The organism is Emcibacteraceae bacterium, assembly GCA_041396985.1.
Classification (GTDB): Bacteria; Pseudomonadota; Alphaproteobacteria; order Sphingomonadales; family Emcibacteraceae; genus Pseudemcibacter.
Window position 1 is genome coordinate 19,932 of the sequence record JAWKXO010000005.1, and the last position, 23,771, is coordinate 43,702.

Genomic DNA, 23,771 nt, shown 5'->3' on the forward strand with positions numbered 1-23,771 from the left:
TCAGGCGAGGGCCTCATTCAGCCGCTTTTCCGCAGAATTCCAGTCGATATAATCAAAGAATTTGGTGATATAGGCGCCCTTATTATTCTGATAATCCAGATAATAGCTATGTTCATACATATCGAGGACGATAATCGGCACCGCGTTCCAGAAAACACCGTTTGAATGGCTGTCCGAAACCACATTATAGAGCTTACCACTTATTTTATGGTGGCAAAGCACGGCCCAGCCGGTGGCACTTCCAGCGGCAGCAGCAAAATCATTCTGCCATTTATCAAGGGATCCGGAGCGCGCTTTGAGCGCAGATTGTAAGTTAGAACCGGGGGCTGAACTGTCCGCGGTCATCCCGTCAAAAAATATTTCATGCAGCAATGCGCTGTCGCCTTTATCGGTGCGGGCGCGCTGCATGGTGGCATAGGCATTGGCATCGCGTTTACCGCTCTCCAGCATTTCATTAATCTGCCGGTCAAGGTCCAGATGGCCATTAAGAGCACCGCCATAATGCTTTTCATAATGCGGGGCGATCTGCGCGGCGGAAAGAAAGCCTGGAAGCACGCTATAGCGCATCGGTTTCATTTTACCGGTCTTAAGGCCGCTCAGCGCGTCCATGGATGGCATCTGCGCATTCGCTCTCGATGGGATTGCACCAGCCGACATTGCGGAAGCGGCGGTTGCCGCGGCTAAATTCAAAAATTTTCTTTTGCTGATACTCTGAGTATTTTTATTTATCATGATAAAGCTCCTGTGGCTTTGGGGGGGGATATCAGATTATACATCACAGTAATGGATTAAGCCACAGCCCAAATATAGATATAAAAATTTACCATAATATATATTATGCGAATAATATATTGAGCTAAGGTATTGAATTAAAGTGGTTTCTTAAATCCCCCTATTTATATGATCTGGATAAATAGCTTCACTCATAATCATGTTTGAGTTTGTGGCTGTCGGTTTGGGTTTTTGAGTGACGTTTGATCCAGACATAGCGTTTCTTCCAGAGCCCACAGACGCGCTTTTTCTTTTTCTCTTCAGCGGAAATCTGTCTGCCGAAGCATTTACCGTTTTTAAGTCTGATGCAGTTTGAGCATTTTACGCCAATTCGGCCATTTATATAGCCAAGTAAGGCCAATAGTGATTGCATCACTCTCCCCTTGCGTTACGATTTTATCTATAACACAAAAGAACGGCGTAATACATGGTTAATATAGCTATTAAGTTATCGCAGGCATCCAGAAAAGGACAAGCAGACCTTCAACAATAAAATCATCCGGTCTGCCTGTTTGGTGTGTAAATATAAAAACAAAATGCTTTTATATATCAATGAATAATATTATTTACTTAAAGTAATTACTTAAGTGGTGAAAACCCGGTTGGGCTTAAAAAAACGACGACAGGCGCTGAATCTAGCAGCTGTCCGTCCATATTTTTACTTTCCTCCGCCACTTTTTTCCATTCGGGATCATCAAAAAATCCTTTCCAGGATTGAGCGGCGCTTTCCCGGCTTTTATGTTTAAGCATATAAGTCAGGGTATTTGGCTGGTCCATTGATACCCAGTATCCGACGGATTCCATGCCATGCTTGTTAAAAAGGGCCACTTCATAGTCCTTAAAGCGTGTCAGCAGCGGTTCAAGCTTGCCTTCATGGGTATGATAGGTGCGAAGTTCATAAACGCCGCCCATATCCTGCGCCTGTACCGAAGAAATTTGGAAAGTCGTTATTATGGCAAATGCACTGAGTAATTTTATTAGTTTCATGGGTTAGTCCCTCCTCTAATTTGGAATTCGTCCAATTGTCACACTGGACGGATAATCGCTTGAATGAAGTATTTTATGGGTTGCCTTGATATAATCCTCGTCCTTGGCCTGATAAATATTCATAAATTTCTGCGGGTTTCGGTCCGCCAGCGGAAACCATGAGCTTTGGATTTGGATCATGACCCGGTGGCCCTGTTTGAAAGTGTGTGAAATATCGGGCATTTTATATTTAATATTGGTGACTTCACCGGGCACAAAAGCTTCCGGTTTATCAAAGCCGTTTCTGTATTTCCCGCGGAAAATATCACCGCGGACCATCATCTGATAACCGCCCATCGGAACGTCCATATATTTATTGTCATGTTCCGGGAAATCATCCGGGAACACATCAATGACTTTAACCACGAAATCGGCGTCCGTGCCTGTTGTTGTGACAAAAAGATCGGCATAAACCGGGCCGCTGAGCACCATATCTTCGGTCAGTATATCGGACTGATAAACCATCACATCGGGACGCCCGGCGACAAAGCGCTGATCTTCGACCATATATTCCCGTGAGCGGCCATTGGTAATGGCGCGGGTATAGGGCACAGGATTGGCCGGGTCACTGACATACTCATCCGCCCCGTCTGTGGCCGGTTTCATATTGGTCAGGCCGCCTTTATTCTGCAGGTAAAAGGTCAGTGGTTTGGCTTCCTTGGGTGGCCACTGGTCATGTTTACGCCATTCATTTTCCCCGCTGTAAAAGGCCAGCACTTCCGGCAGATTGGCGTCGCCCTCCCCCTTCAGATACTGATTGAAGAATTTAAGGTCGATATTTTCCTTGTAATAAGAGGATGTTTTGACATCAAACGGCACATTGCCAAGGAAATTACCGTCCGAGCGGACCCAGCCACCATGAAACCAGGGGCCGCGCACAAGTGTATTGGTGGTTTTCGGGTTCTTTTCCTCAATCGAATGATAAATGGTTGTGCCGCCGTAGCTGTCTTCAGCGTCAAAAGAGCCGATAACGGTCATGACATTGGCGGTAATATTATGAAGATGCGGGGCTATCGCCCGACTTTTCCAGTAGTCATCATAATCGCTATGGGCCATCAGATCGTTCCAGAACGGGCTTTCCCCATGGAAAATTTTGTCATTGACGTTGGAAAGCGCGCCGAGTTCGAGGAAGAAACGATAACTGTCGTCATATGAAAATTCAAAGCGGTCCCGTTTGCTTTCCTTGGTCGGGTTTTTTGGACCCTGGTCAAAGCCTCGGAAAAACCGGAAAGCATCAAGCAGGAAAAAAGCACCATTATGGTGGAAATCATCACCGATGAAAATATCGCCCATCGGGGCCTGCGGCGATGCGGCTTTAATGGCGGGATGGGTATCGATAATACTGGCGGCTGTATAAAATCCGGGATAGGAAATACCGAAAATGCCGACCTTTCCATTATGGTTTTTGACATTTTTAAGCAGCCATTCAACTGTATCATAAGTATCCGAGCTTTCATCATTCTCGGTACCCTTCTTATTGTCATTATGGGGCGTCATAACCCTATGATCGCCTTCGGACATATTTTTGCCGCGGACATCCTGATAAACGAAAATATACCCGTCCTTGGCAAAGCGATTGTCCCCGCCATTGGGGCCAAGATAATCCGGATAGTTATTTACCCCGTATGGGGCCAGCGAATATGGCGTCCTTTTCATCAGGATCGGATATTTTTTGCTGTCATCCTTTGGCGTATAAATGGATGTAAAAAGCCGTGTGCCATCACGCATGGGAATATAATATTCCTGTTTGGTGTAATTGGCTTTAAGATCGTAACCGCCGTCAGAGGCGGCAGCAATATTGATATTCAGCGTCGCAACGGCAAAAAGAATGAACAGTCTAAAATATTTTGGCATTTCCGCCCCCTACTGATTGAAAATAAATAACCCCACACTTTTGATGTGGGGTTCTTGTTTTTTTATTATACGTTTGGATCGCGTCTGAATTCTGCCCGGTCGATTTCCCCTTCCCAGGTGGCGACGGCGGTACAGACGGCCAGATCCCCTGTCACATTCACGGTTGTGCGGATCATATCCAGCGGCCGGTCAAACGGCAGCAGGAAGCCGACAACGATTGCCGTCTGATCGGCAGAAATTCCCATCACGCCGAGCACCCCGGCCAGCAGGAAAAGACTGGCTGACGGCACTGCAGCCGTACCGATCGACGCAATGGTGGTCGTAAGCGCTATCAGCGCATAATCAACCAGATGCAGCTCAATGCCGAAAGACTGTGCCGTAAAGACGGCAACAACACCGACATAAATGGCGGTGCCGTCCATATTGATGGTAGCCCCAAGCGGAATAACCGATGAGGAAACGGATGGTTTAATGCCCAGGTTATCTTCGGCAACGGCAATAGTTACCGGCATGGTCGCACTGCTTGATGATGTGGAAAAGGCAACCAGTTGGGCATCAATAATGTCTTTAAAGAACCTTATTGCCGGAAGCCCGAGCACAAAGCGGATCAACCCGCCGTGGGTGAGCAGCACATGAAGCAGACAGCCGGCAATGATTGTTGCCGCCAGTGGCAGCACATCAAGCAGGGCTGATGCCCCCTTGGTGCCTGCAACGGCAGCGATCAGGGCAAAAACACCAAATGGGGCCACTTCCATGATTAAATGGGTAATTTTCAGGACAACCTCGGCCGCACTATCCATAACGGCGGCAACCGGTTTTGCTTTTTCTTCGGCCAACATAATGCCCACGCCAAATATCAGGGCAAAGAAAATAACGGCCAAAATATCCCCGTCCGCAAGCGCGGCAACCGGGTTGGCGGGAATGATATTCATCATCCGCTCGCCAAGCGGAATGGCCGCTTCCAGATGCTGTGGCTCACCGCCGGTGATGGAAACACCATTGCCCGGTTGAATAATAGCGGCAAGGATTAGACCGATGGTAATGGCAATCGCCGTGGTGCCGAGATAGAGTGCCATCGTCTTAATCCCGATTGAGCCGAGCTTTTTAGGGCTGCCCATGGCAACAACACCGGAAACAAGGGTCACAAAAATGAGTGGAACAACAATCATTCTGATTAGTTTTATGAAAACATCGCCTATCCATTTGATGTTTTCAGCTGCGTCACCAATAAGGGTTCCAACAATCACACCCAGGATGAGCGCGATAAGAATTCTTTTCCAAAGTTTGGTTTCAAACCACTTTCTTAACATTTCCTGCTCCGCTATACATTTTTTAATTTTTCTTGATTAAAGACTATATCGTAGAATTTTAAAAGAGCTAATATTTTTTTCTGGCAGCCAATTTAGGCATCAAACCCGTTAGTCTTTCCAAACATAAGGCGATTAATCAACGCTGCACCGACCAGATCGCCCCATACATTAAGGGTGGTTCTTGCCCTGTCCAGTATCCAGTCAACCGCCAGGATCAGGCCAAATCCTTCAACCGGAATGCCAACCACGGAAAAGAGCATCAGTGTCATAACATGGCCACCCTGTGGGATACCGGCTGAGCCTATTGCGGCCATTGCGGCGGTTAGAGCAATAAGAAAATGATCAGCAAAACCAATATCAATATTATAAACCTGCGCGAGAAAAATGGTCGCAACACCCTGATAGACGGCAGTGCCATTCATATTGACCGTGCTGCCCAGCGGAATGACAAGACGAATGGGTTCCCGCGCCAGACCACTATTTTCGGCGCATTCCATTGATAATGGCACGGTTGCTGAGGAACTTGATGTGCTCATCGCCGTAACAAGCGCCGGGATCATGTTACGCAAATAGCTAAGCCCCTGCCTGGCAAATAAATAAAGCAAAATAAAAAGCAGTATTGACTGAATGATCAGCCCGATAAGGACGGTTCCCATATAGGCACCAACAGCACTGAAGGTGGCAATGACAGCCGCCCCGCCGCCAGCTTCGGCGATGGGCGTTGATACCAGTGCAAATACACCGAATGGGGATAAGATCATGACCCATCCGACAATCACCATCATAATATTATTGAGGCTTTCAAAAAAGTCGGTGACCAGACGGCCCTTTTCGCCAATGACTGTTAAAGCCGCACCGAAAATCATTGAAAAGACGATCAGGGGCAGAATTTCAAAATTGGTGGCAGAGGCAACAATATTCGGGGAAATAAGCGAAAGCAGCACATCACCCATGCTGACGGACTGATTAATATTAACCTCCGCGGCAGTCGAAGTCAGATGAAAATCATGGCCGGGACGTAAAATTTCGGCAAGCACCATGCCGACCGTCGCCGAAACCATCATGGTCACCATGAAATAGATCAGGGTCGCCGATCCCGGTTTCCCAAGCTTACGGATATCGCCGAGCGAGGCAATACCGGAAATAATGGCGGCAATGATCAGCGGCACCACCACCATTTTAAGAGCATTGAGAAAAAGTGTTCCCATCCAGGAAAATTTAAGCGCCACCGGCCCGAAAAACCAGCCGGCGAGGACGCCTAAAATGACGGCAACGACCACGGCATATAAAATAAACAGTGCGTGACGTTTTGACACAATCTCTCTCCCCTGCACGTATTCATACTGTTTTATTTGGGTTTGGCCCAAATTTATGTTGTACCTTTTGTAGCATCTTTTGTAAAAGGGATGGAAATATTATTAAAGGGTAGCTTCCAAATGTTTGTGCTGATCGATAATTATGACAGTTTCACATATAATCTTTATCATTACCTTGGTGAGATCGGCGCGCGGGTTGAAGTATACCGGAATGATGAAATATCCGTTGAGCAGCTCCGGTCCAAAAATGCGGACGGTATTATCCTTTCCCCCGGCCCCTGTACGCCGGATGATGCAGGGATCTGCATGGAAATCATTGAAAAGATGGGGGCAAATACACCGATTATGGGGGTTTGCCTGGGGCATCAGTCCATCGGCCAGGTTTATGGCGGCAAGGTAATCCGCGCCCCTTACATGATGCATGGCAAGGTCAGTAAAATTTATCATCAGGGAAAAACGCTGTTTAGCGGTCTTGAAAGCCCGTTTGACGCGACCCGCTATCATTCGCTGATTGTTGAGCGGGAAAGCCTGCCTGCTGACCTTGAAATCACAGCAGAAACCGATGACGGCATCATTATGGGGCTAAGCCATATTAAATATCCGGTTCACGGGGTTCAGTTCCATCCGGAAAGCATCGCATCACAGCATGGTCATGACATTTTGCGAAATTTTATTGAAATAGCTGACAATTTCAAACGAAAGGCCGCATAATGGCGCTTGATTTCAAACATCTGATCGCCCGCCTTGCCGATGGTGAAATATTAAGCCGCGGTGACGCCCGTGAAGCGTTTGACTATATGATGAACGGGGATGCCACCGGGCCACAGATCGGCGCCTTTCTAATGGCGCTTCGGGTGCGCGGCGAAAAAATTGATGAAATTACCGGTGCCGTGGAAGCCATGCGCAGCAAGGCGCTGACCATTAAAGCGCCTGACGGTGCCGTTGATACCTGTGGCACGGGTGGTGATACGGCGGGAACCTATAATATTTCAACGGCGGCGGCGATTGTGCTGGCGGCCTGCGGTGTTCCGGTGGCAAAGCACGGCAACCGTGCCGTATCCTCGAAATCGGGGAGCGCGGATGTGCTTGAAACCCTTGGTATAAATATTGATGCCGACATGACCATAGTAAAACGCTGCCTGGATGAACTGGGGATCAGTTTTCTTATGGCGACCCGGCATCACAGTGCTGCCCGCCATGTGGGCCCTGCCCGTGCTTCACTTGGCACGCGGACGATATTTAACCTGATCGGGCCGCTTTCCAATCCGGCCGAAACCAGATATCAGGTGATCGGCGTCTTTGATAAAAAATGGACGCGGCCGATGGCCGAAGTGCTCGGCCGGCTGGGTAGTGAGCGGGTCTGGGTTGTCACCGGTTCTGACGGTCTTGATGAAATTACCATTACCGGCGAAACATATGTTGCCGAATATAAGGATGGCAAGGTTACTGAATTCACCATCAGCCCCGAAGATGCAGGGCTAAAACGAGCGAAAATGGCGGATATTGAGGGTGGTGATGCCGACTATAATGCTGCTGCTATCTGGGATCTGATGAATGGTAAGAAAAGTGCCTATAGGGATATTGTGCTTATCAATACGGCGGCAGCGCTGTTGGTCAGCGGTAAGGCAAAGGATCTGAAGGAAGGCGCTGAAATAGCGGCAAAGGCCATTGACAGCGGTAAGGCAAAAGAAACACTGGAAAAGTGGATTGAGCTTTCCAATGAAGAACCGCCCGCCCCGGAAGAAGAAGAGTAATCAGATGGCGGATATTTTAAGTAAAATTGCCGCAACGACGCGTGAGCATGTTAAAAAATGCAAAAAACAAAGATCGCTTGCCGATCTTGAAACGGCGGCAAAGCAGGCCAGCCCTGTCCGTGGCTTTCGCGATCATCTGTTAAAGGCGGAAGCGGCGGGCAATTTCGGTCTAATCGCTGAAATAAAAAAGGCCAGTCCCAGTAAAGGCCTGATCCGGGAGGATTTTGACCCGCCTGCCCTGGCAAAAGCCTATACTGCCGGTGGCGCCAGTTGCTTAAGTGTGCTGACCGATCAGCCCTATTTTATGGGTTCGGACGAATATCTGGTGGCGGCGCGGGCCGAAACATCCCTTCCCGTGCTTCGCAAGGATTTTATGGTTGATCCTTACCAGATTGTTGAGGCACGCGCCCTGGGCGCTGATTGTATATTGCTTATTCTGGCGATGATTGATGATCATCTTGCTGCCGAACTGGAAGACGCTGCACGGCAGTATAATCTTGATGTATTGGTTGAAGTTCATGATGCTAATGAACTGGAAAGAGGGCATAAATTAAAATCTCAACTCCTTGGAATTAATAACCGGAACCTAAAAACATTTGAGGTATCGCTGGAAACGACCATTCAGCTCTCTAAGCTATCCGATAAAAACCGTACCCTGGTCAGTGAAAGTGGACTTTTTACCCATGATGACCTTATAATGATCCGCGAAAAATGCGGCATAAACAGCTTTTTAATCGGTGAATCGCTGATGCGGCAGCAGGATGTGGAAAAAGCGACCCGAAAACTGCTTTTTAACGAATAAAGCACTCGGGGCTACTATGTTTAGGATAAAAACATGTCAGAACTAACCCATTTGGATAAACAGGGCCGGGCAAGCATGGTTGATGTTTCGGAAAAGGCGGAAACCAAGCGCATTGCCACCGCCAAAGGCCGGATTTATATGGCTATGGAAACGCTGGCTCTTATTGAGGCCGGCGGCGTTAAAAAAGGCGATGTTTTTACCGTGGCCCGTCTTGCCGGGATTATGGCCGCCAAAAAAACCGCCGATCTTATCCCGTTATGCCACCCCCTGCCGATCCAGAATGTGAAAGTGGAACTTAGCGCCAATCAGGACGATTGCTGCGTGGATATTGAAGCAACAGCAAGCCTTTATGGTCGCACCGGCATTGAAATGGAGGCGCTGGCCGCTGTTTCAGTTGCCGCTCTCGCTATTTATGACATGTGTAAGGCTGTTGATAAGGCAATGCGGATTTCGGATATCCGCCTTACCCATAAATCCGGCGGGAAATCCGGCACCTATGATGCGGATTAGATTATTATGAGCCTTCTTCCCGTCCCTGATGCCCTGGCGATTATTTTAAATTCGGTTAAAACGCTGTCTGTGGAAAAAATCAACCTTTATGATGCTTTAGGGCGCGTGGTCGCCGAGGATATTTGCTCAAACATGACCCAGCCGCCCTTTGCGGCTTCGGCTATGGACGGCTATGCTATCAGGTTCGCTGATATTGCCGACCCGATAAAAGTCATTGGTGAATCAAAAGCGGGAGAAAGCTTTGTGGGCATGATTGGCCCCGGTGAAGCGGTCAGGATTTTTACCGGTGCCCCCATGGTGGACGGGGCCGATACCGTGGTCATTCAGGAAAATATCAGCCGTGACGGTGATATGATCACGGTCAATGAATGCAAGGCTCTGGGCGCAAATATCCGTGCCGCAGGTGGTGATTTTAAAACCGGAGACTGCCTGATCAAGGCAAATACTTTAATTGGGGCGCGTCAGATTGCTTTGTTGGCGGCGGGTAATGTGGCTGAATTTAAAGTTTATAACAAACCGAAAGTGGCCATTCTTTCCACCGGGGACGAGCTTATGGAGGTCGGATCAGAAATCGGCCCCGATAAAATCGTCAATTCAAATGTCCCGATGCTTATGGCGCTGGTTGAGGAACATGGTGGTCTGCCCGTAAATCTTGGTACAGCAAAAGACACGATAGAGGATGTCAGGGCAAAAATTGATCAGGTTAAGGATTTTGACATGTTCGTCAGCATCGGTGGTGTCTCTGTCGGGGATTATGACCTGATCCAGGATGTATTAAAGGACGCTGGTTTACAGGTCGCCTTCTGGAAGGTGGCGATGCAACCGGGCAAGCCGCTCGTATATGGTGATTTCAACTCTATTCCCTATTTCGGTCTGCCGGGAAATCCTGCCAGCGCCTTTGTCTGCTTTACCAATTTTATGCTCCCTGCGCTGCAGAAAATGCAAGGTCGGCGGGCAGATGGCCATCAATTCAGTCATGCCCGGATCGAGCATGAATTGGCACCTGGTGGCAGCAGGCAAAATTATATGCGCGCAAATTATCATGAAAATGAACGTGGTGAAAAATGGGTCAGCATTTACAAAAATCAGGGCAGCGCTAATCTTTATCCCTTGGCCCATTCAAATTGTCTGCTCGTCCGCGAAATTGATGCACCCGCAGCGGAAATTGGTGATCTGGTCAAAATTCTGCTGCTGGAATGATATTTTATAAATGTTCTTATTTCGCCTTGACATGAGAATAAAAATAGAACATAAAAGAACATATATAGCTTAATTTACGAATTAAAATTGAATTCGGGAATTGAAATTTGGGTTAAGTAAGGGGACTGGGAGAAAACTTTATGCTGACCAAAAAACAACATACTTTGCTGATGCTTATTAACGACCGACTGAAAGAAGACGGTGTTGCCCCCTCTTTCGAGGAAATGAAAATTGCGCTTGATCTTAAATCAAAGTCCGGCATTCACAGGCTGATTAATGCGCTGGAGGAACGGGGATTCATCCGCCGCCTTCCCAACCGGGCCCGCGCGCTTGAGGTAATAAAGCTTCCTGAGGACGAGGAAACAGCCCCTAATAATATTTTCAAACCCGATTTCAGCGGCAAATCCCATGACACTGATCCGCAGACAGTTGAAATCCCCCTTCATGGTAAAATTGCCGCCGGTACACCGATTGAGGCGCTTGAGCAATATGAAAATATTGCGGTTCCAGCCGGGTTACTCGGTAGCGGTAGTTATTATGCCCTTGATGTTGACGGTGACAGTATGGTCGAGGCCGGTATCCTTGACGGGGACCGGGTGCTGATTGAGCGCTGTGACAATGCGTATAACGGACAGATTGTTGTGGCTTTGGTTGATGAAGAGGAAGCGACCCTTAAAACATTAAGAAAACGGGGCCCCGATATTGCGCTGGAGCCATCAAACCGCGACTATGAAACCCAGGTTTATCCGGCCAATCGTGTTCGTATTCAGGGCCTTCTTGTCGGACTGATCAGGCAGTATTGAGGCCCCTGATCAGGACGGACCGTTCCGGCGGGAAATGAAGGGTGGCACTGGTCCCTGCCCCAATTTCACTTTTAATGTCCAGGGTGCCCTGAAACAATTTTATAAAAGCATCAACCAACGGCAGACCAAGCCCGGTCCCGGCAATATCGGAATTTTTGACCTGCGACGCGCGTCTGAACGGTATCATGGCCGTTCTTAAGTCATCCGGCGTCATACCGATGCCGTTATCGACAATTGAAATATCAATACCGCCGCTGTTCCTAAGGCTTAAAATGACCTTAACATCATTATCCTCGGGCGAATATTTAATGGCGTTTGAAAGAAGATTGGCAATCATCTGCCGCATGATCCGCTCATCACCTTTCATGGTGATGATCTGTGGCGGCATTTTTTCGTAAATTCTAATGTTCCTATCCCTGGCAAGCCCACTCATTGATTGAACGCAGGTTTCGATAACATATTTTACGTCAATTTCACTTTCGGTAAAATCCTGCTCCCCGGCTTCAATTTTTGATAAATCAAGAAGATCATTGATAATGGCTAGCAGATGTATGCCGCTCGAATTGATTAATTTTGCATATTCAATGAAATTGTCATCCACCATTTCAGGCTTTATGCCGCTTTCGCCGCAAAGAATACTGGAAAAGCCGATAATGGCATTAAGGGGCGTTCTAAGCTCATGGCTCATATTTTGCAGGAAGATGCTTTTGTGGGAACTTGCTTCCTCAGCCTTTTCACGGGCTTCGTGGAGCTTTTGTTCTGATTTCTTTAATTCTGTAATGTCCGTTGAAATGCCGACGATGGCTTTTTTACCGCTTCGTTCATCTCTGACAACAAATTTATTGCTTTGAAAATAAAGATCATCATTCACTTTTTCTTCACCGCTATGGTGATGACCGTTCAAAACCCTGCGATCAAGTTCCATGACCCGATTGGCGAGTTCTTCAGGAAAAATTTCCAGATCAGTTCGCCCGATAAAATCCTGAACCGTGCGTCCAACAGACTTCGCCCCCTGCTCATTAATCATCAGATACCTGCCCTGCTCATCTTTCACATAGATGGCATTGGGCGTCGCTTCAATGATTGCTTGTAGAAAATTAGTACTGATAGTAAGCAATATTAAGTCCCCGGGAATAGTTTAAAGCACTGACATACTATTGACGGAGATTAGCGTCTTTAGTTTAAAAAAATGTTAAATAAACAACAAATTAAATATATATCTTGGGACTTACAATTTGCACATGGCTGCGATAAACTAGGTATGTTTATAAATTTGGATATTTTCTAATGGAATGGCGGGATCACGGGATCATTTTAAGCAGTCGGAAATATGGTGAATATGATGCCATTATTGATATTTTGACACGTGACCGCGGGCGCCATGCCGGTATTGTCAAAGGTGGTTTTGGTCGCCGACAACGAGGGACAGTCCAGCCGGGAAATGAAGTAACAGTGACCTGGCGCGGGCGACTTGAAACGCATCTGGGTACCTATTCAGTTGAGCTTGCAAAGGCGCGGGCGGCAAATTTTCTGTATAGTCCGGCAAAATTGGCGGCACTAAACAGCTGTTGCAGTCTTTTATGCGTGACAATTGCTGAAAACGAAGAGCATGCATCGTTGCTTGACGGGCTGCTTGCCTTTCTTGATGCATTGGAAGTTGCGGAAAATGACCTGGCGGATTGGGCGCCGCTTCTGGTCCGCTGGGAAATCGGCCTGCTGACAGAACTGGGGTTTGGCCTTAACCTCGATAGTTGTGCGGCCAGCGGCAGAACAGATGATCTTATTTATGTATCCCCCAAATCGGGCCGGGCCGTCAGCCGTGAGGCGGGCGCCCCTTATCATGATAAAATGCTGATCCTGCCGCCTTTTTTAAAGGGAAAATCAGAAAATATTACGGTCACAGATTTAAATCATGGGTTGGCACTTACAGAATTTTTTATGGAACGTCATATGCTTGGCCCCTATGCCAAAAAAATTCCCCAGGCCCGCCGCATGCTTCGGGATTATATTGTTTAGACATTTAATTTAAATTCCAGTATATAGACGCGTGATAAAGAAATTCAGGTGATATTATGGGTATTAGACCAGCAAATTCAATTAGGCCGGAACGTTCAGAACTATTGATGCCGGCCGGAAATCTGCAAAAACTTAAAATGGCCGTGCTTTATGGCGCGGATGCCGTCTATCTTGGCACGCCGGATATGAGCCTTCGAACCAAATCCGACTTTTCACTTGAAGATGTGGTGGAAGGCATCGAATTTGCCCATAAACACGGCGTGCGTGTCTATCTGACCCTTAATCTGTTTTCCCATAACAAGGATGTCCCGAAACTTGAACAATATGTAAAAACCGTGCGGAAAGTAAAACCGGACGGCGTGATTATTGCCGACCCGGGCGTTTTTCAGTATGTCAAGGAAATGGCCCCTGATCTTGAGCTGCATATATCAACGCAGGCCAATATCTGTTCCTGGCTCAGTGTCAAATTCTGGGAAGAGCAAGGCGCGAAGCTTTGTGTGCTGGCGCGAGAGGTTTCATTCGCCGAGCTGACCGAAATCAGGGAAAAATGCCCGGATATCAAGCTTGAAGCCTTTGTCCATGGGGCCATGTGCATGACCTATTCCGGGCGTTGTATGCTTTCAAACTTTATGTCGGGAACGCGGTGCCAACCAGGGCAACTGTTCAAACAGCTGTCGCTGGAACTATAAGGTTCATATGCGCCTGAAAGACGGCACCATTCAGGATCTTGAACTGAATGAACATACCATTGATATGTTTGAATTCCTGCTTGAGGAAGGTGCTCCGTGAAGGCGAGCTTATGCCGATTGAGGAAGATGAGCGTGGCTCTTATATCCTGAATTCAAAAGATCTGTGCCTGATGCCGAAGCTCGACCAGTATTTAAAACTCGGTGTCGACAGCCTTAAAGTCGAGGGCCGCAATAAAAGCCAGTATTATGTAGCGCTGGTTGCCCGTGCTTACCGTATGGCGATTGATGATTATTATGCCGATCCTGAAAACTGGGACCCGAAAAAATATATGGAAGAACTCGATACCGTCCAGGGGCGTGGCCATACCCTCGCCTTCCATGAAGGGCGGCTGACCAATCACGCCCATAATTATGAAAATACATCAACCATGGCGGAATGGGAATTTGCCGGGTTTATTTCCGGGGTTGAAGATGATGCCTTTTTGTTTGAACCCAAAAACCGCATAGAAGCGGGTGATGTGCTTGAATTTATTTCGCCCTATAGCCGGGAAACCATGTTTTTGCGGATTTACGAATTTTATGATGTTAATAAGGGCCAGACAGTCGAGGTTGTCAATGCCGGGCAAAAACCGCTGATCCGCATTCCATTTTCATGGTTTGATCAGGAAAGTGAAGAGCTTATCCGTCAGTTTCCTGAACTTTCCGTGGTCAGGAAGGAACGCCCCCTTACCCAGGAACAATGGGACCGCCTTAAATTCGATAAGGAAGGCAGCAAAATTGAACAGGGGTTTGGTTCAGAAAAGCGTTATTTTGAACTGCGTGACCGACTTGTCGCCAGTACCGAAGATGCCAGAAAAGACCGCAAATTCAAAACCCCGCGCATCGGGGTTGAGGGATGTTGTGGCCGTGGTTGCAATGGCTGCCTGATTTTCTGGAATGATCCGGCTTACGCAAAAGCAAGAGAACTGATGAAATCAAAAAAGCAGGGCGAAATGCTGGCAAAAAATTCACGTGGCAAAGCGGAAAGCGTTGCTGTTGCAGAATAATGATTTTTCATCATTTTTTGGCTTTAATCATGCGCGCATATTGTTATAGTAGCCGTTATGAATACGAAAATTTCTGAAGATATAATTTTAGACGCACCCCTTGGTGATACCCTGGGGGATCGTTATCTGTCCTATGCCTTATCCACCATTATGTCACGGTCCCTTCCCGATGTGCGGGACGGACTTAAGCCAGTTCGACGCCTTCTTTATGCCATGCGGCAATTAAAGCTGAATCCCGATACCGGATTTAAAAAATGTGCCCGAGTGGTTGGTGATGTGATCGGTAAATACCATCCCCATGGTGATCAGTCGGTTTATGATGCCATGGTGCGTTTAAGTCAGGAATTTGCCGTGCGTTACCCGCTTGTGGACGGACGAAGCAATTTCGGCAATATCGATGGTGATAATGCCGCTGCCATGTGATATACCGAAGCGCGCATGACCGAAGTGGCCATGGCCCTGATGGAGGACCTTGACAAAGACACGGTTGATTTTAGGGAAACCTATGACGGCGAGGAAAAAGAACCGGTCGTTATGCCGGCCAATTTTTCCTAACCTTCTGGCAAATGGGGCCATGGGGATTGCAGTTGGTATGGCCACCAGTATTCCTCCTCATAATGTGGATGAAATCTGTTCCGCTCTTCTTCATCTGATTAAAACACCCAATGCCGGTTTTGCCAAGCTTTGCGAATTTATTCAGGGACCGGATTTTCCGACCGGCGGCACCATTGTTGAACCGCATGAAAATATCGTTGAAGCCTACAGCACCGGACGGGGCAGTTTCCGTATCCGTGCCAATTGGCATGTGGAAGATGCCGGTCGCGGCATGTATCAGATTATCATTACGGAAATTCCCTATCAGGTTCAGAAATCACGGCTGATCGAAAAAATTGCCGATCTTATTTATCAGAAAAAATTGCCGATCCTTGGCGATGTACTTGATGAAAGCTCGGAAGATATCCGCATCGTGATTGAACCGAAAAGCAGGACGGTTGATCCGGAACTGCTGATGGAAAGTCTATTTAAACTGACCGAGCTTGAAAGCCGCTTTTCGCTCAATATGAATGTTCTTGAAGGCGGAAGGCTGCCACGGGTGATGAACCTTCGAGAGGTATTGCAGGCTTTCCTTGATCATCGTCAGGATGTGCTGATCCGTCGGTCAAAATTTAGGCTGGAAAAAATTGATCATCGTCTGGAAGTTCTGGGCGGTTATCTGATCGCCTTCCTCAATCTTGATGAAGTGATCCGCATCATCCGTGAAGAGGATGAGGTCAAACAATGCCTGATGGACACCTTTAAGCTGACGGATATACAGGCGGAAGCTATTCTGAATATGCGCCTGCGATCCCTGCGTAAGCTAGAGGAAATGGAACTTCGCACCGAACATAAGGCACTTGAGGAAGAAAAAGCTCATCTGCTTGCGCTTCTGGACAGTGAGGAGATGAGATGGCAGGAAATTGCCACTGATATCCGTTCCATCCGGGAACGGTTCGGCAAAAAAACCGATCTGGGCGCGCGCCGCACCGAATTTTCCGATGCGCCGGAGGCGGCAATTATTCCGCTCGAAGCGATGATTGAAAAAGAACCGGTTACGGTACTCTGTTCCCGTATGGGCTGGATCCGGGCGATGAAGGGTCATGTTGATCTGGATGATGACAAAATAAAATATAAGGAAGGCGACGAAGGAAAATTCGCTTTCCACTGCCAGACCACTGATAAAGTATTGCTTTTCGCATCGAATGGGCGTTTTTATACTTTGGGCGCGGATAAACTACCCGGCGGTCGTGGTCACGGCGAGCCGGTCCGGCTGATGATTGATCTGGAAAATGATGAAAAGATAGTCTCCCTCACCGTTTATAAACCGGATAGTAAGCTGATCATCGCGTCCGAAGCCGGGCGTGGCTTCATGGCGGAAGCCGATAAAGTAATGGCCAGCACCAGAAATGGAAAGCAGGTCATGAATGTTGAGGATGGCAAGAATAAAGCCGCCCTCGCCCGCGTGATTGAACCGGGTCATGACCATGTTGCCATTGTCGGGCAAAACCGTAAGCTGTTGATTTTCCCGATTGACCAGATGCCGGAAATGACAAAGGGCCGCGGGGCGATTTTGCAGAAATATAAGGGTGGCAGCCTTGGTGATGTGATTTCATTTAATATTGCCGAGGGGCTTAGCTGGGAAATGCGCGGCGGAAAAATCCGCACCGAAACCGACCTTACCCCCTGGATTGGCAAGCGCGGTCAGGTTGGCCGGATGCCACCACACGGGTTCCCGTCCAATAACAAATTTTCGCGGTAAGGATTTAAAGGGGGTATAAATGGTCACATTCCCGCCTTTAAAATCGGTTTTTACCCATGTGATCGCCCGCGGTGACAAGGTTGAGCTTCAACTTCCTTCCATGAGCCACAAAAAACAGTTTATGGATTTTGTTAACCGCAACCGGGATTTCCATGAACCCTGGGTCTTTGTGTCCGGTGATCCGGCCTATTATGATCAGTATATCCGGCGTATGAAAATGGGAAAAATGATCGGCTTTTTCGTCTTTACGCGAGATGATAACCAGTTTGCCGGGGTCGTTAATCTGAACAGTATCCGGCTGGACCCGTTCAGTTCCGCAAGCCTTGGCTATTACGCAGAAGAAAGCCTATGTGGCAATGGTTATATGAAGGAAGCGATCAGGCTGGTGCTTGCCCACGCTTTTCAGAAAATCGGCCTAAACCGGGTTGAGGTCAACATTCAGCCGGGAAATACCGCCTCTATCCGGCTGGTTAAAGCAGTCGGATTTGAGAAGGAAGGTTTTTCCAGAAAGTATCTGCAAATCGGCAATGACTATCGCGACCATGAAAGATGGGCCTACCTCGCCGAGGATTTTTCGGAATAAAAAAAACACGGGTCAGATTTCTGACCCGTGTTAAATCAATTTTTAAAGTGGGCTTTAATTAAGCCGCTGTTAAATTACAAGCGGCTTGTTTGCCTCTGTCTTCCTGAACGTCATATTGAATTTTCTGACCTTCATCGAGAGATGAAAGCTCAGATTTCTGAAGCGCAGAAATGTGAACAAAGACGTCTTTGCCGCCATTGTCAGGCTCAATAAAGCCAAAACCTTTTGTCGGATTAAACCATTTAATTGTACCAGTTGCCATTTTGTTTCTCCTTATGCAAATATTGGTAAGTTGTTTAATCACGGTAGTGTGATCAAACAGAAAGTTTGATAAAGACTTACGTCTATTACCCTCTACTGAATCTAAATATTTGGAAAGAGAAGCGGATGTTATTGGTAATGTATTAGTCAAACGTATGTCCATAGACACTTCTTTTGCTAACAAGTCAACATAATTCGCAAATCCTTTAAGAAAAGACAGATATATTTATTATATTGAATAACATATCCAATTTCCTAATTTTTTTGGAAAATTGGTGTTAATATTCATTGGCAGTAATAAAAATAGGGACGGAAAGATGGAAAATAGACGGGACTTTCTAAAAGGATCGGCAATTGGCACACTGGCGCTATTGGGGACGGTTGGGGCACAGGCGGCGATTTCGGATAAAAAGGATAATTTTGATGATATTGACCGGCTAAGTGACGATCAGATATTTGCGCGGGTTAAAAATACGCTTCTGGTGCCGGATAATATGGCTTATTTTAATACTGGCACTCTTGGACCGTCACCGGAATTTCTTATAGATCATGTCTGCGCGACAATGCGTGAGCTGGAAGCAAACCCTGCTCTTGGCAATACCGGCCCCATCGGAAGCAAAATGGACCAGACTCGCGTCAATGTGGCAAATTTCATTGGTGCTGATGTTGATGAAATCATACTGACCCGCAACACAACGGAAGGGATAAATACCGTCTGTGGTGGTCTTGAATGGAACGCGGGTGATGAGATACTGACCTCCAATCATGAACATGGCAGCGCGGAAAATGGCCTTGAATATCTGGTCCTGACCAAGGGGGCCGTACTTAAGAAATTTGAAATGCCGATGCCGGCCAAAAATAAACAGCAGATTATTGATCTCGTGCTGGAAAATATAACACCAAAAACAAAAATGCTCATGCTAAGCCATGTAATTACCGTTTCCGGTCTTCGTATGCCGATCAGGGAAATAGCGGAAATTGCCCGGGACCGCGGTATTTTCTTTATAGTCGACGGGGCACAGGCGCCGGGCATGATTAATGTGAATGTTCATGAGCTTGGCTGTGATATATATGCATTCAGTGGTCATAAGTGGCTTTTGGGGCCAAAGGAAACAGGTATCCTTTATATCCGGAAAGCAGTGCAGAAAAAAGTCACCAGCACCTTTTATCTGGATGGATATACCGCCTATACCAAATCATCAGGAACGCGAAATTTTGCCATCATTATAGGCTTTGGTGAAATTGTCGCCTGGTTTGATAAAATCGGTAAGGAACGAATTGAAAAAAGGTGCCTGTCCCTGGCGCATTATTGCCGTGAGCAATTAAAGGATATTAAAGGGACCTCTTTATTGTCCGCGACTGATCCGGAACTGGCATCAGCGATTGTCACCATAAGTCTTGATAGTGTCCCAAACAGGCAGGTTTATGATAAAATGTGGGATCAGGATATCATCCCCAAAGCTATTGAGTATAATGCCCTGCGTATTTCCAATCATATGTTTACTAGCAATGCGGATGTTGATCGATTTGTTAAAATATTGAAAGAGGAGCTAGCCTAAAAAGGAAATTCCCCACCGATAAGAGCATTATGCCCTTCCCGGCGGGGAATTTAATTTTGATACCCTGTTTTGCGTTATTTATTTAATTTTCATAAATGGAATAAGCATCGGGACTTCATTAAGGTATTTTTTATAGCGCTCACCCAGTAGCGAGGCGATGTCTTTTTCTTCGTGCGGGATGGCAATCAGGATTTCTGCTGTCATCATGGTCGCAAAAAGAAAATGGCCTGCGGACATGGTTGGTGTTGACCAGAAGGCCAGCACAAACCCGGTATAAAGCGGATGACGCACCAGTTTATAAAAGAGCGGCTGGACAAATTTAAAACCTGATGGTGCTTTTCCGGTAAAGTTTGTATAGATCTGCTCAAGCCCGAAAAGTTCAAAATGATTGATCAGGAATGTGGAGATCAGCACAATTGCGTATCCGGCAAGGCTCACACCCCAGAGCACATAAATCCAGAAATTGCTTTCAAGCTGCCAGATAATATCGGGCATTGGCTGCCAGTAATAATAAAGCACCAGGAGTGTTACGGCAGAAACCAAAACATAGGTGCTCCGTTCCATCGCATGTGGAATGACTTTCGTCCAGCGTTCCTTAAACCATGGACGGGCCATGATTGAATGTGTTGATGAAAACAGCACGAGCAGTGCAATATTGATCAGCATTGAAGGTCCGAGTGATCCGGCCACCCCGTTATCAATGGTTTTTGTAACAAAAGGCAAATTGTCAAAATTACCGACAAATGCCACCAGATAAGCCAATGCTACCAAAGCCAGTGCATAGCTTAATACCCCGTAGAGTAGAATTAATAATCTTCCCATTTTTATTTCCTTTAGTGAAATTGATTCGTTCAAGTAGGCAAATATCTACCTGCGAAAGTTAAATTAAACTAGTTCACAAACTGTACTCTTTTAAAATCAATGACTTAATAAAATAAAAATAGAATAATTCACTTACTGTACCACGTTTAAATAATATTTTGCCGGGACAGCAATATACGTTAAGCTCCATATTATAAGGGAAGCATGAATGATATTACGCCGTTTTATGAAAAATGTTACGAAACAGAATTGGATTGCAGTAGCTCTTGATCTGATTGTCGTGATTGTCGGTATTTTCCTCGGCCTTCAGGTTCAGTCATGGTATGACGGGCGTAAGACAAAATCGCAGGAATATAAGTATCTGGAAAACCTGCATCAGGATATCGAAGCAAATCTCAAACTTATTTTTGAGGGCTATAGTGAACAGAAAGACATTCAGAATGGTATCATCAATATATTGGATTATTATGCTGGCGAAAAAGGGCTGGACGCATTGACCAGCGCCGATTGCAGTGCCCTCGCCCTTTCCCATAAACAGGCAAACCCTATTTCCAACCTTCCTGTTGCACAGGAACTGGTCAGCAGCGGCAATTTTCAGATTATATCGGATGAAAATATCAGGCGCGCCATGTCGGATTATATTTCAATTCTTGATCTGCTTCGCGACAGACGGGAAAGCACCCAGCTTTTTATGGTGGATATGACATCTCTCTACCCGGAAATCATTAATGTTGATCTGAAAATTGCGAGGAAAAGACTTGAAAATATAGCCCCCTCCCATCAGTGCCATTTTGAAGCGGGCGCGACAAATACGCTGTTTAAAAACCAGCTTGCCATGAATTCAACAAGGCAGTGGCAGCTGACCCGCACCATTGAAGAACAACTGGCATCCCTTGAAAAACTGCATCAGCTGGTCGATCAAAGGCTTGGGATTACTCATTAAGTTCCTCTTTTTCAACCGATCTGACGGCATAAATGGCTATTGCCGCAGTGATGGTTATAACGACAATGGATATAATAAAGGCCAATAATTCAAATCCATAATTGATTTTAAGCAGCGTATCCATTGGATTGATGGTTTTATCCTCAGTCAGTTTTCTAACCAATGGATTACGCACATTATATATCAATCCCGGATAATTATAGAGTAGCGCCAGGCTGGCTATATAAAGGGTTAACAGAATTTTATAATTTATTACTTTAACTAAGTTAATTATCTTATTGATATTTAAATATAAAATATTTTTAAAAATTTTCATAGAAACTACATTGATCAGAAAAATGATGGTCATGACGGGTTTGATGAAAAGCTGGTGGATTAAAGATATCCGCATTTCATTGGCTAAAGGATCAATGAGGAGCCCGGATATATAAATTATAGCCCAAATTGTGGGAATCAGAAGCAAAAGAGGTTTGGAGAAGTTCCTGATCTGCTGCCAGAGTGTTGAAATGGAAACGGCTCCCTTCTGATCACTTTCTTGGCAGACAAAAATGATAATGCTTATGAATAAATAGTTTTTCGCATTGATAATAAAACTATAAAGCGCCAGCAGCCCCTCGTCTTTTATATGCTGATAGGTCGCCCCTTCACCCGGCTGATAAAAAGATTGCGTAAATAGACCGGGAATTTTGATCAGTATCGCCATGATCAGATAGAGCAAAATACCGTAAAAAATAATGGTATAAAATGACTTGCCGATGCGCTTTGGCGCTGAAATGCTGTAATTTATAAAGTCGGTGAATGTTTGTTCCCGGTCTGGCAAGGCAATATCCCCTATATGCGTTGATTGAGGATTATTTTACTGCCGTCAAAATAGCGCTTCAATTGGAACGGGGAAAGATCAATGCCACTGTCCTGCCCGCTGATCATACCGGCGATCGCCTTCCCGGCGCCGGGGCCAATGCCAAAACCATGACCGCTGAAGCCGGTGGCGATATAAAAGCCGGGTATTTTCTCGCTTTCACAGATGACGGGGACCGCGTCCGGCGTGGTTTCAATCATTCCTGCCCAGCTTTCAGCAAATTTAATGTCGGGATAGGCCGGGAAAAGGCGGGTGAAAGCCTTTATCATTGACTTTAAAGTTGGTTCATCCGGATCAGGGTTTAACACCCTTGTCCGCTCAAACGGGGACGGTGTATCCATCGGCCAACGGACCGGAATGGAAAGCTCATCAAAAAAATCGCTGCCAATGGACAGGTGCAAATGTTTAAATTCCTCAATAAATGCCGGCAGAAACTTAAGCGCATAGCGGAATGTTGACGGGGTGATCGAATGGTTCATATAGGATTCACTGGCAACCGTATAACCGCCATCCTGCCGCCGTCGCAGACCAAGCCCCCCGCCATAAAGTTCCCCGTCAAATATTTTTTCGAGTTTTTCGGTGCGGGCCACGGTGCCTTTAACTTTTAACTGCGGCAGGCGGATGCCATGAAAACGGCAGAAAAGAGAGGTCCACGCCCCACCGGCGCAAAGCACCTGTGTTGCATTAATGGTGCCATATTCAGTGATGACACCGCTGACACGCCCGGCCGATTGCTCCATACCCCTTACGGCGCAAGTGGTGAGGATTGTTGCCCCTTCCCTTACCGCTGCACGGGCAATGGCGGGGGCCGCCAGATGCGGTTCCGCCCGACCGTCACTTGGTGTGTGCAGGGCGCCGGGCCAGTTTTCTGAAGCGCCGTGGATATGGGCTTTGAGCTCAGCCGCGCTCAATAGCCGCGTATCAAGGCCGAAATGTCGGGCGGTTTTAAGCCAGTCCTCATAACGCGCAAGCTCTTTTTCCGATTTGGCAGCATAAATGCAGCCGGTCCGGTGAAAGCCGACATCCTCACCAATATCCTTTTCCAGATTTGCCCAGATATTCATGCTTTCAATCATCATGGGAAGCTCACGGGCATCACGGCATTGTTTTCTGACCCAGCCCCAGTTACGGCCCGATTGCTCACCCGCAATATGCCCTTTTTCGCACAGGACAATATTAATACCCGCTTTTGCGAGAAAATAAGCTGTTGAAACACCAACTATACCGCCGCCAATAATCACCACATCGGCGGAATTAGGGATTTTATCCGGCCGCACAAACGGTTTTTCCCAGGTTTGGGAGACAAGATTATCTGGAACTGGCTTATCTGGTTCTGGCGGAGCCATAATTG

Annotated in this window: 24 protein-coding genes and 1 pseudogene; 14 read left to right on the top strand and 11 right to left on the bottom strand. The window is 46.8% G+C overall.

Annotated features, from left to right (window positions below):
- The 6 genes from R3D86_12845 to R3D86_12870 form a co-directional block, all read right to left on the bottom strand.
- Entirely contained in the window at nt 1-732 is a 732-nt protein-coding gene (locus R3D86_12845) for a Fe-Mn family superoxide dismutase (GenBank protein MEZ5759100.1), read from the bottom strand.
- A gap of 187 nt (nt 733-919) precedes the next feature.
- Nucleotides 920-1,144: a hypothetical protein gene (locus R3D86_12850; protein ID MEZ5759101.1), complete on the bottom strand. Its 225-nt coding sequence runs from the start codon at nt 1,142-1,144 to the stop codon at nt 920-922.
- 206 nt (nt 1,145-1,350) lie between these two features.
- Entirely contained in the window at nt 1,351-1,758 is a 408-nt protein-coding gene (locus R3D86_12855) for an NIPSNAP family protein (protein MEZ5759102.1), read from the bottom strand.
- 15 nt (nt 1,759-1,773) lie between these two features.
- The gene (locus tag R3D86_12860; GenBank protein MEZ5759103.1) at nt 1,774-3,651 is read right to left on the bottom strand and encodes a CocE/NonD family hydrolase; all 1,878 of its coding nucleotides are present in this window, start codon (nt 3,649-3,651) and stop codon (nt 1,774-1,776) included.
- A 65-nt stretch (nt 3,652-3,716) separates the two neighbouring features.
- Entirely contained in the window at nt 3,717-4,961 is a 1,245-nt protein-coding gene (locus R3D86_12865; GenBank protein MEZ5759104.1) for a dicarboxylate/amino acid:cation symporter, read from the bottom strand.
- A 92-nt stretch (nt 4,962-5,053) separates the two neighbouring features.
- Complete coding sequence (locus tag R3D86_12870) at nt 5,054-6,277, bottom strand: dicarboxylate/amino acid:cation symporter (protein MEZ5759105.1); 1,224 nt, start codon at nt 6,275-6,277, stop codon at nt 5,054-5,056.
- A 120-nt stretch (nt 6,278-6,397) separates the two neighbouring features.
- Between R3D86_12870 and R3D86_12875 the strand changes: the two genes are divergently transcribed.
- The 6 genes from R3D86_12875 (at nt 6,398) to lexA (ending at nt 11,346) form a co-directional block, all read left to right on the top strand.
- Complete coding sequence (locus R3D86_12875; protein ID MEZ5759106.1) at nt 6,398-6,988, top strand: aminodeoxychorismate/anthranilate synthase component II; 591 nt, start codon at nt 6,398-6,400, stop codon at nt 6,986-6,988.
- Complete coding sequence (trpD, locus tag R3D86_12880) at nt 6,988-8,031, top strand: anthranilate phosphoribosyltransferase (protein MEZ5759107.1); 1,044 nt, start codon at nt 6,988-6,990, stop codon at nt 8,029-8,031. Before R3D86_12875 ends, trpD begins: the two co-directional genes overlap by 1 nt.
- 4 nt (nt 8,032-8,035) lie before the next feature.
- Nucleotides 8,036-8,833 (top strand): indole-3-glycerol phosphate synthase TrpC, encoded by a 798-nt coding sequence (gene trpC, locus R3D86_12885; protein ID MEZ5759108.1) that lies wholly within the window; start codon nt 8,036-8,038, stop codon nt 8,831-8,833.
- 33 nt (nt 8,834-8,866) lie between these two features.
- Nucleotides 8,867-9,343, top strand: a complete 477-nt coding sequence (moaC, locus tag R3D86_12890; protein ID MEZ5759109.1) for a cyclic pyranopterin monophosphate synthase MoaC — start codon at nt 8,867-8,869, stop codon at nt 9,341-9,343.
- 6 nt (nt 9,344-9,349) lie between these two features.
- On the top strand, nt 9,350-10,543 hold the full coding sequence (locus R3D86_12895; GenBank protein ID MEZ5759110.1) for a molybdopterin molybdotransferase MoeA: 1,194 nt from the start codon (nt 9,350-9,352) through the stop codon (nt 10,541-10,543).
- A 140-nt stretch (nt 10,544-10,683) separates the two neighbouring features.
- Nucleotides 10,684-11,346 (top strand): transcriptional repressor LexA, encoded by a 663-nt coding sequence (gene lexA / locus R3D86_12900; protein ID MEZ5759111.1) that lies wholly within the window; start codon nt 10,684-10,686, stop codon nt 11,344-11,346.
- Here lexA and R3D86_12905 read toward each other — a convergent pair.
- Nucleotides 11,333-12,463 carry a PAS domain-containing sensor histidine kinase gene (locus tag R3D86_12905; protein MEZ5759112.1) on the bottom strand — a complete coding sequence of 377 codons (1,131 nt, stop codon included), beginning with the start codon at nt 12,461-12,463 and terminating at the stop codon, nt 11,333-11,335. The genes lexA and R3D86_12905 overlap by 14 nt on opposite strands.
- Nucleotides 12,464-12,633: 170 nt before the next feature.
- On the opposite strand from R3D86_12905, the gene recO reads away from it, so the two are divergent.
- The 6 genes and pseudogenes from recO to R3D86_12935 all read left to right on the top strand — a co-directional run bounded on the left by recO (nt 12,634) and on the right by R3D86_12935 (nt 17,976).
- Nucleotides 12,634-13,362 carry a DNA repair protein RecO gene (recO, locus tag R3D86_12910; protein MEZ5759113.1) on the top strand — a complete coding sequence of 243 codons (729 nt, stop codon included), beginning with the start codon at nt 12,634-12,636 and terminating at the stop codon, nt 13,360-13,362.
- A gap of 56 nt (nt 13,363-13,418) precedes the next feature.
- The gene (locus R3D86_12915; protein MEZ5759114.1) at nt 13,419-14,051 is read left to right on the top strand and encodes a peptidase U32 family protein; all 633 of its coding nucleotides are present in this window, start codon (nt 13,419-13,421) and stop codon (nt 14,049-14,051) included.
- Nucleotides 14,052-14,140: 89 nt separating this feature from the next.
- The gene (locus tag R3D86_12920) at nt 14,141-15,097 is read left to right on the top strand and encodes a U32 family peptidase C-terminal domain-containing protein (protein MEZ5759115.1); all 957 of its coding nucleotides are present in this window, start codon (nt 14,141-14,143) and stop codon (nt 15,095-15,097) included.
- Between the two features lie 213 nt (nt 15,098-15,310).
- Nucleotides 15,311-15,652 (top strand): annotated as a pseudogene (locus R3D86_12925) (DNA gyrase subunit A).
- Nucleotides 15,603-17,393 carry a DNA topoisomerase IV subunit A gene (parC, locus tag R3D86_12930; protein MEZ5759116.1) on the top strand — a complete coding sequence of 597 codons (1,791 nt, stop codon included), beginning with the start codon at nt 15,603-15,605 and terminating at the stop codon, nt 17,391-17,393. The pseudogene R3D86_12925 and the gene parC overlap by 50 nt, the downstream one beginning before the upstream one ends.
- 19 nt (nt 17,394-17,412) lie before the next feature.
- On the top strand, nt 17,413-17,976 hold the full coding sequence (locus tag R3D86_12935) for a GNAT family protein (GenBank protein ID MEZ5759117.1): 564 nt from the start codon (nt 17,413-17,415) through the stop codon (nt 17,974-17,976).
- 58 nt (nt 17,977-18,034) lie between these two features.
- Here R3D86_12935 and R3D86_12940 read toward each other — a convergent pair whose 3' ends face one another.
- Entirely contained in the window at nt 18,035-18,238 is a 204-nt protein-coding gene (locus tag R3D86_12940; protein MEZ5759118.1) for a cold-shock protein, read from the bottom strand.
- 316 nt (nt 18,239-18,554) lie between these two features.
- On the opposite strand from R3D86_12940, the gene R3D86_12945 reads away from it, so the two are divergent.
- Complete coding sequence (locus R3D86_12945; protein MEZ5759119.1) at nt 18,555-19,796, top strand: aminotransferase class V-fold PLP-dependent enzyme; 1,242 nt, start codon at nt 18,555-18,557, stop codon at nt 19,794-19,796.
- A 78-nt stretch (nt 19,797-19,874) separates the two neighbouring features.
- Here the strand turns inward: R3D86_12945 and R3D86_12950 are convergent, their stop codons facing one another.
- A complete protein-coding gene (locus R3D86_12950) occupies nt 19,875-20,618 on the bottom strand; it encodes an NnrU family protein (protein ID MEZ5759120.1) in 744 nt (247 codons plus the stop codon).
- A 208-nt stretch (nt 20,619-20,826) separates the two neighbouring features.
- On the opposite strand from R3D86_12950, the gene R3D86_12955 reads away from it, so the two are divergent.
- Entirely contained in the window at nt 20,827-21,561 is a 735-nt protein-coding gene (locus R3D86_12955) for a hypothetical protein (protein ID MEZ5759121.1), read from the top strand.
- Here R3D86_12955 and R3D86_12960 read toward each other — a convergent pair.
- Complete coding sequence (locus tag R3D86_12960) at nt 21,551-22,381, bottom strand: hypothetical protein (GenBank protein ID MEZ5759122.1); 831 nt, start codon at nt 22,379-22,381, stop codon at nt 21,551-21,553. The two genes, R3D86_12955 and R3D86_12960, sit on opposite strands and share 11 nt — an antisense overlap.
- Nucleotides 22,382-22,392: 11 nt before the next feature.
- Nucleotides 22,393-23,766: an FAD-binding oxidoreductase gene (locus R3D86_12965; GenBank protein ID MEZ5759123.1), complete on the bottom strand. Its 1,374-nt coding sequence runs from the start codon at nt 23,764-23,766 to the stop codon at nt 22,393-22,395.
- Between the last annotated feature and the right edge of the window lie 5 nt (nt 23,767-23,771).

What these genes read in the sequence shown, in the direction of transcription:
- R3D86_12845 (MEZ5759100.1), bottom strand. Translation starts at nt 732, where the DNA reads ATGATAAATAAAAATACTCAGAGTATCAGCAAAAGAAAATTTTTGAAT.
- R3D86_12850 (MEZ5759101.1), bottom strand. Translation starts at nt 1,144, where the DNA reads ATGCAATCACTATTGGCCTTACTTGGCTATATAAATGGCCGAATTGGC.
- R3D86_12855 (MEZ5759102.1), bottom strand. Translation starts at nt 1,758, where the DNA reads ATGAAACTAATAAAATTACTCAGTGCATTTGCCATAATAACGACTTTC.
- R3D86_12860 (MEZ5759103.1), bottom strand. Translation starts at nt 3,651, where the DNA reads ATGCCAAAATATTTTAGACTGTTCATTCTTTTTGCCGTTGCGACGCTG.
- R3D86_12865 (MEZ5759104.1), bottom strand. Translation starts at nt 4,961, where the DNA reads ATGTTAAGAAAGTGGTTTGAAACCAAACTTTGGAAAAGAATTCTTATC.
- R3D86_12875 (MEZ5759106.1), top strand. Translation starts at nt 6,398, where the DNA reads ATGTTTGTGCTGATCGATAATTATGACAGTTTCACATATAATCTTTAT.
- trpD (MEZ5759107.1), top strand. Translation starts at nt 6,988, where the DNA reads ATGGCGCTTGATTTCAAACATCTGATCGCCCGCCTTGCCGATGGTGAA.
- trpC (MEZ5759108.1), top strand. Translation starts at nt 8,036, where the DNA reads ATGGCGGATATTTTAAGTAAAATTGCCGCAACGACGCGTGAGCATGTT.
- moaC (MEZ5759109.1), top strand. Translation starts at nt 8,867, where the DNA reads ATGTCAGAACTAACCCATTTGGATAAACAGGGCCGGGCAAGCATGGTT.
- R3D86_12895 (MEZ5759110.1), top strand. Translation starts at nt 9,350, where the DNA reads ATGAGCCTTCTTCCCGTCCCTGATGCCCTGGCGATTATTTTAAATTCG.
- lexA (MEZ5759111.1), top strand. Translation starts at nt 10,684, where the DNA reads ATGCTGACCAAAAAACAACATACTTTGCTGATGCTTATTAACGACCGA.
- recO (MEZ5759113.1), top strand. Translation starts at nt 12,634, where the DNA reads ATGGAATGGCGGGATCACGGGATCATTTTAAGCAGTCGGAAATATGGT.
- R3D86_12915 (MEZ5759114.1), top strand. Translation starts at nt 13,419, where the DNA reads ATGGGTATTAGACCAGCAAATTCAATTAGGCCGGAACGTTCAGAACTA.
- parC (MEZ5759116.1), top strand. Translation starts at nt 15,603, where the DNA reads ATGACGGCGAGGAAAAAGAACCGGTCGTTATGCCGGCCAATTTTTCCT.
- R3D86_12935 (MEZ5759117.1), top strand. Translation starts at nt 17,413, where the DNA reads ATGGTCACATTCCCGCCTTTAAAATCGGTTTTTACCCATGTGATCGCC.
- R3D86_12940 (MEZ5759118.1), bottom strand. Translation starts at nt 18,238, where the DNA reads ATGGCAACTGGTACAATTAAATGGTTTAATCCGACAAAAGGTTTTGGC.
- R3D86_12945 (MEZ5759119.1), top strand. Translation starts at nt 18,555, where the DNA reads ATGGAAAATAGACGGGACTTTCTAAAAGGATCGGCAATTGGCACACTG.
- R3D86_12950 (MEZ5759120.1), bottom strand. Translation starts at nt 20,618, where the DNA reads ATGGGAAGATTATTAATTCTACTCTACGGGGTATTAAGCTATGCACTG.
- R3D86_12955 (MEZ5759121.1), top strand. Translation starts at nt 20,827, where the DNA reads ATGATATTACGCCGTTTTATGAAAAATGTTACGAAACAGAATTGGATT.
- R3D86_12965 (MEZ5759123.1), bottom strand. Translation starts at nt 23,766, where the DNA reads ATGGCTCCGCCAGAACCAGATAAGCCAGTTCCAGATAATCTTGTCTCC.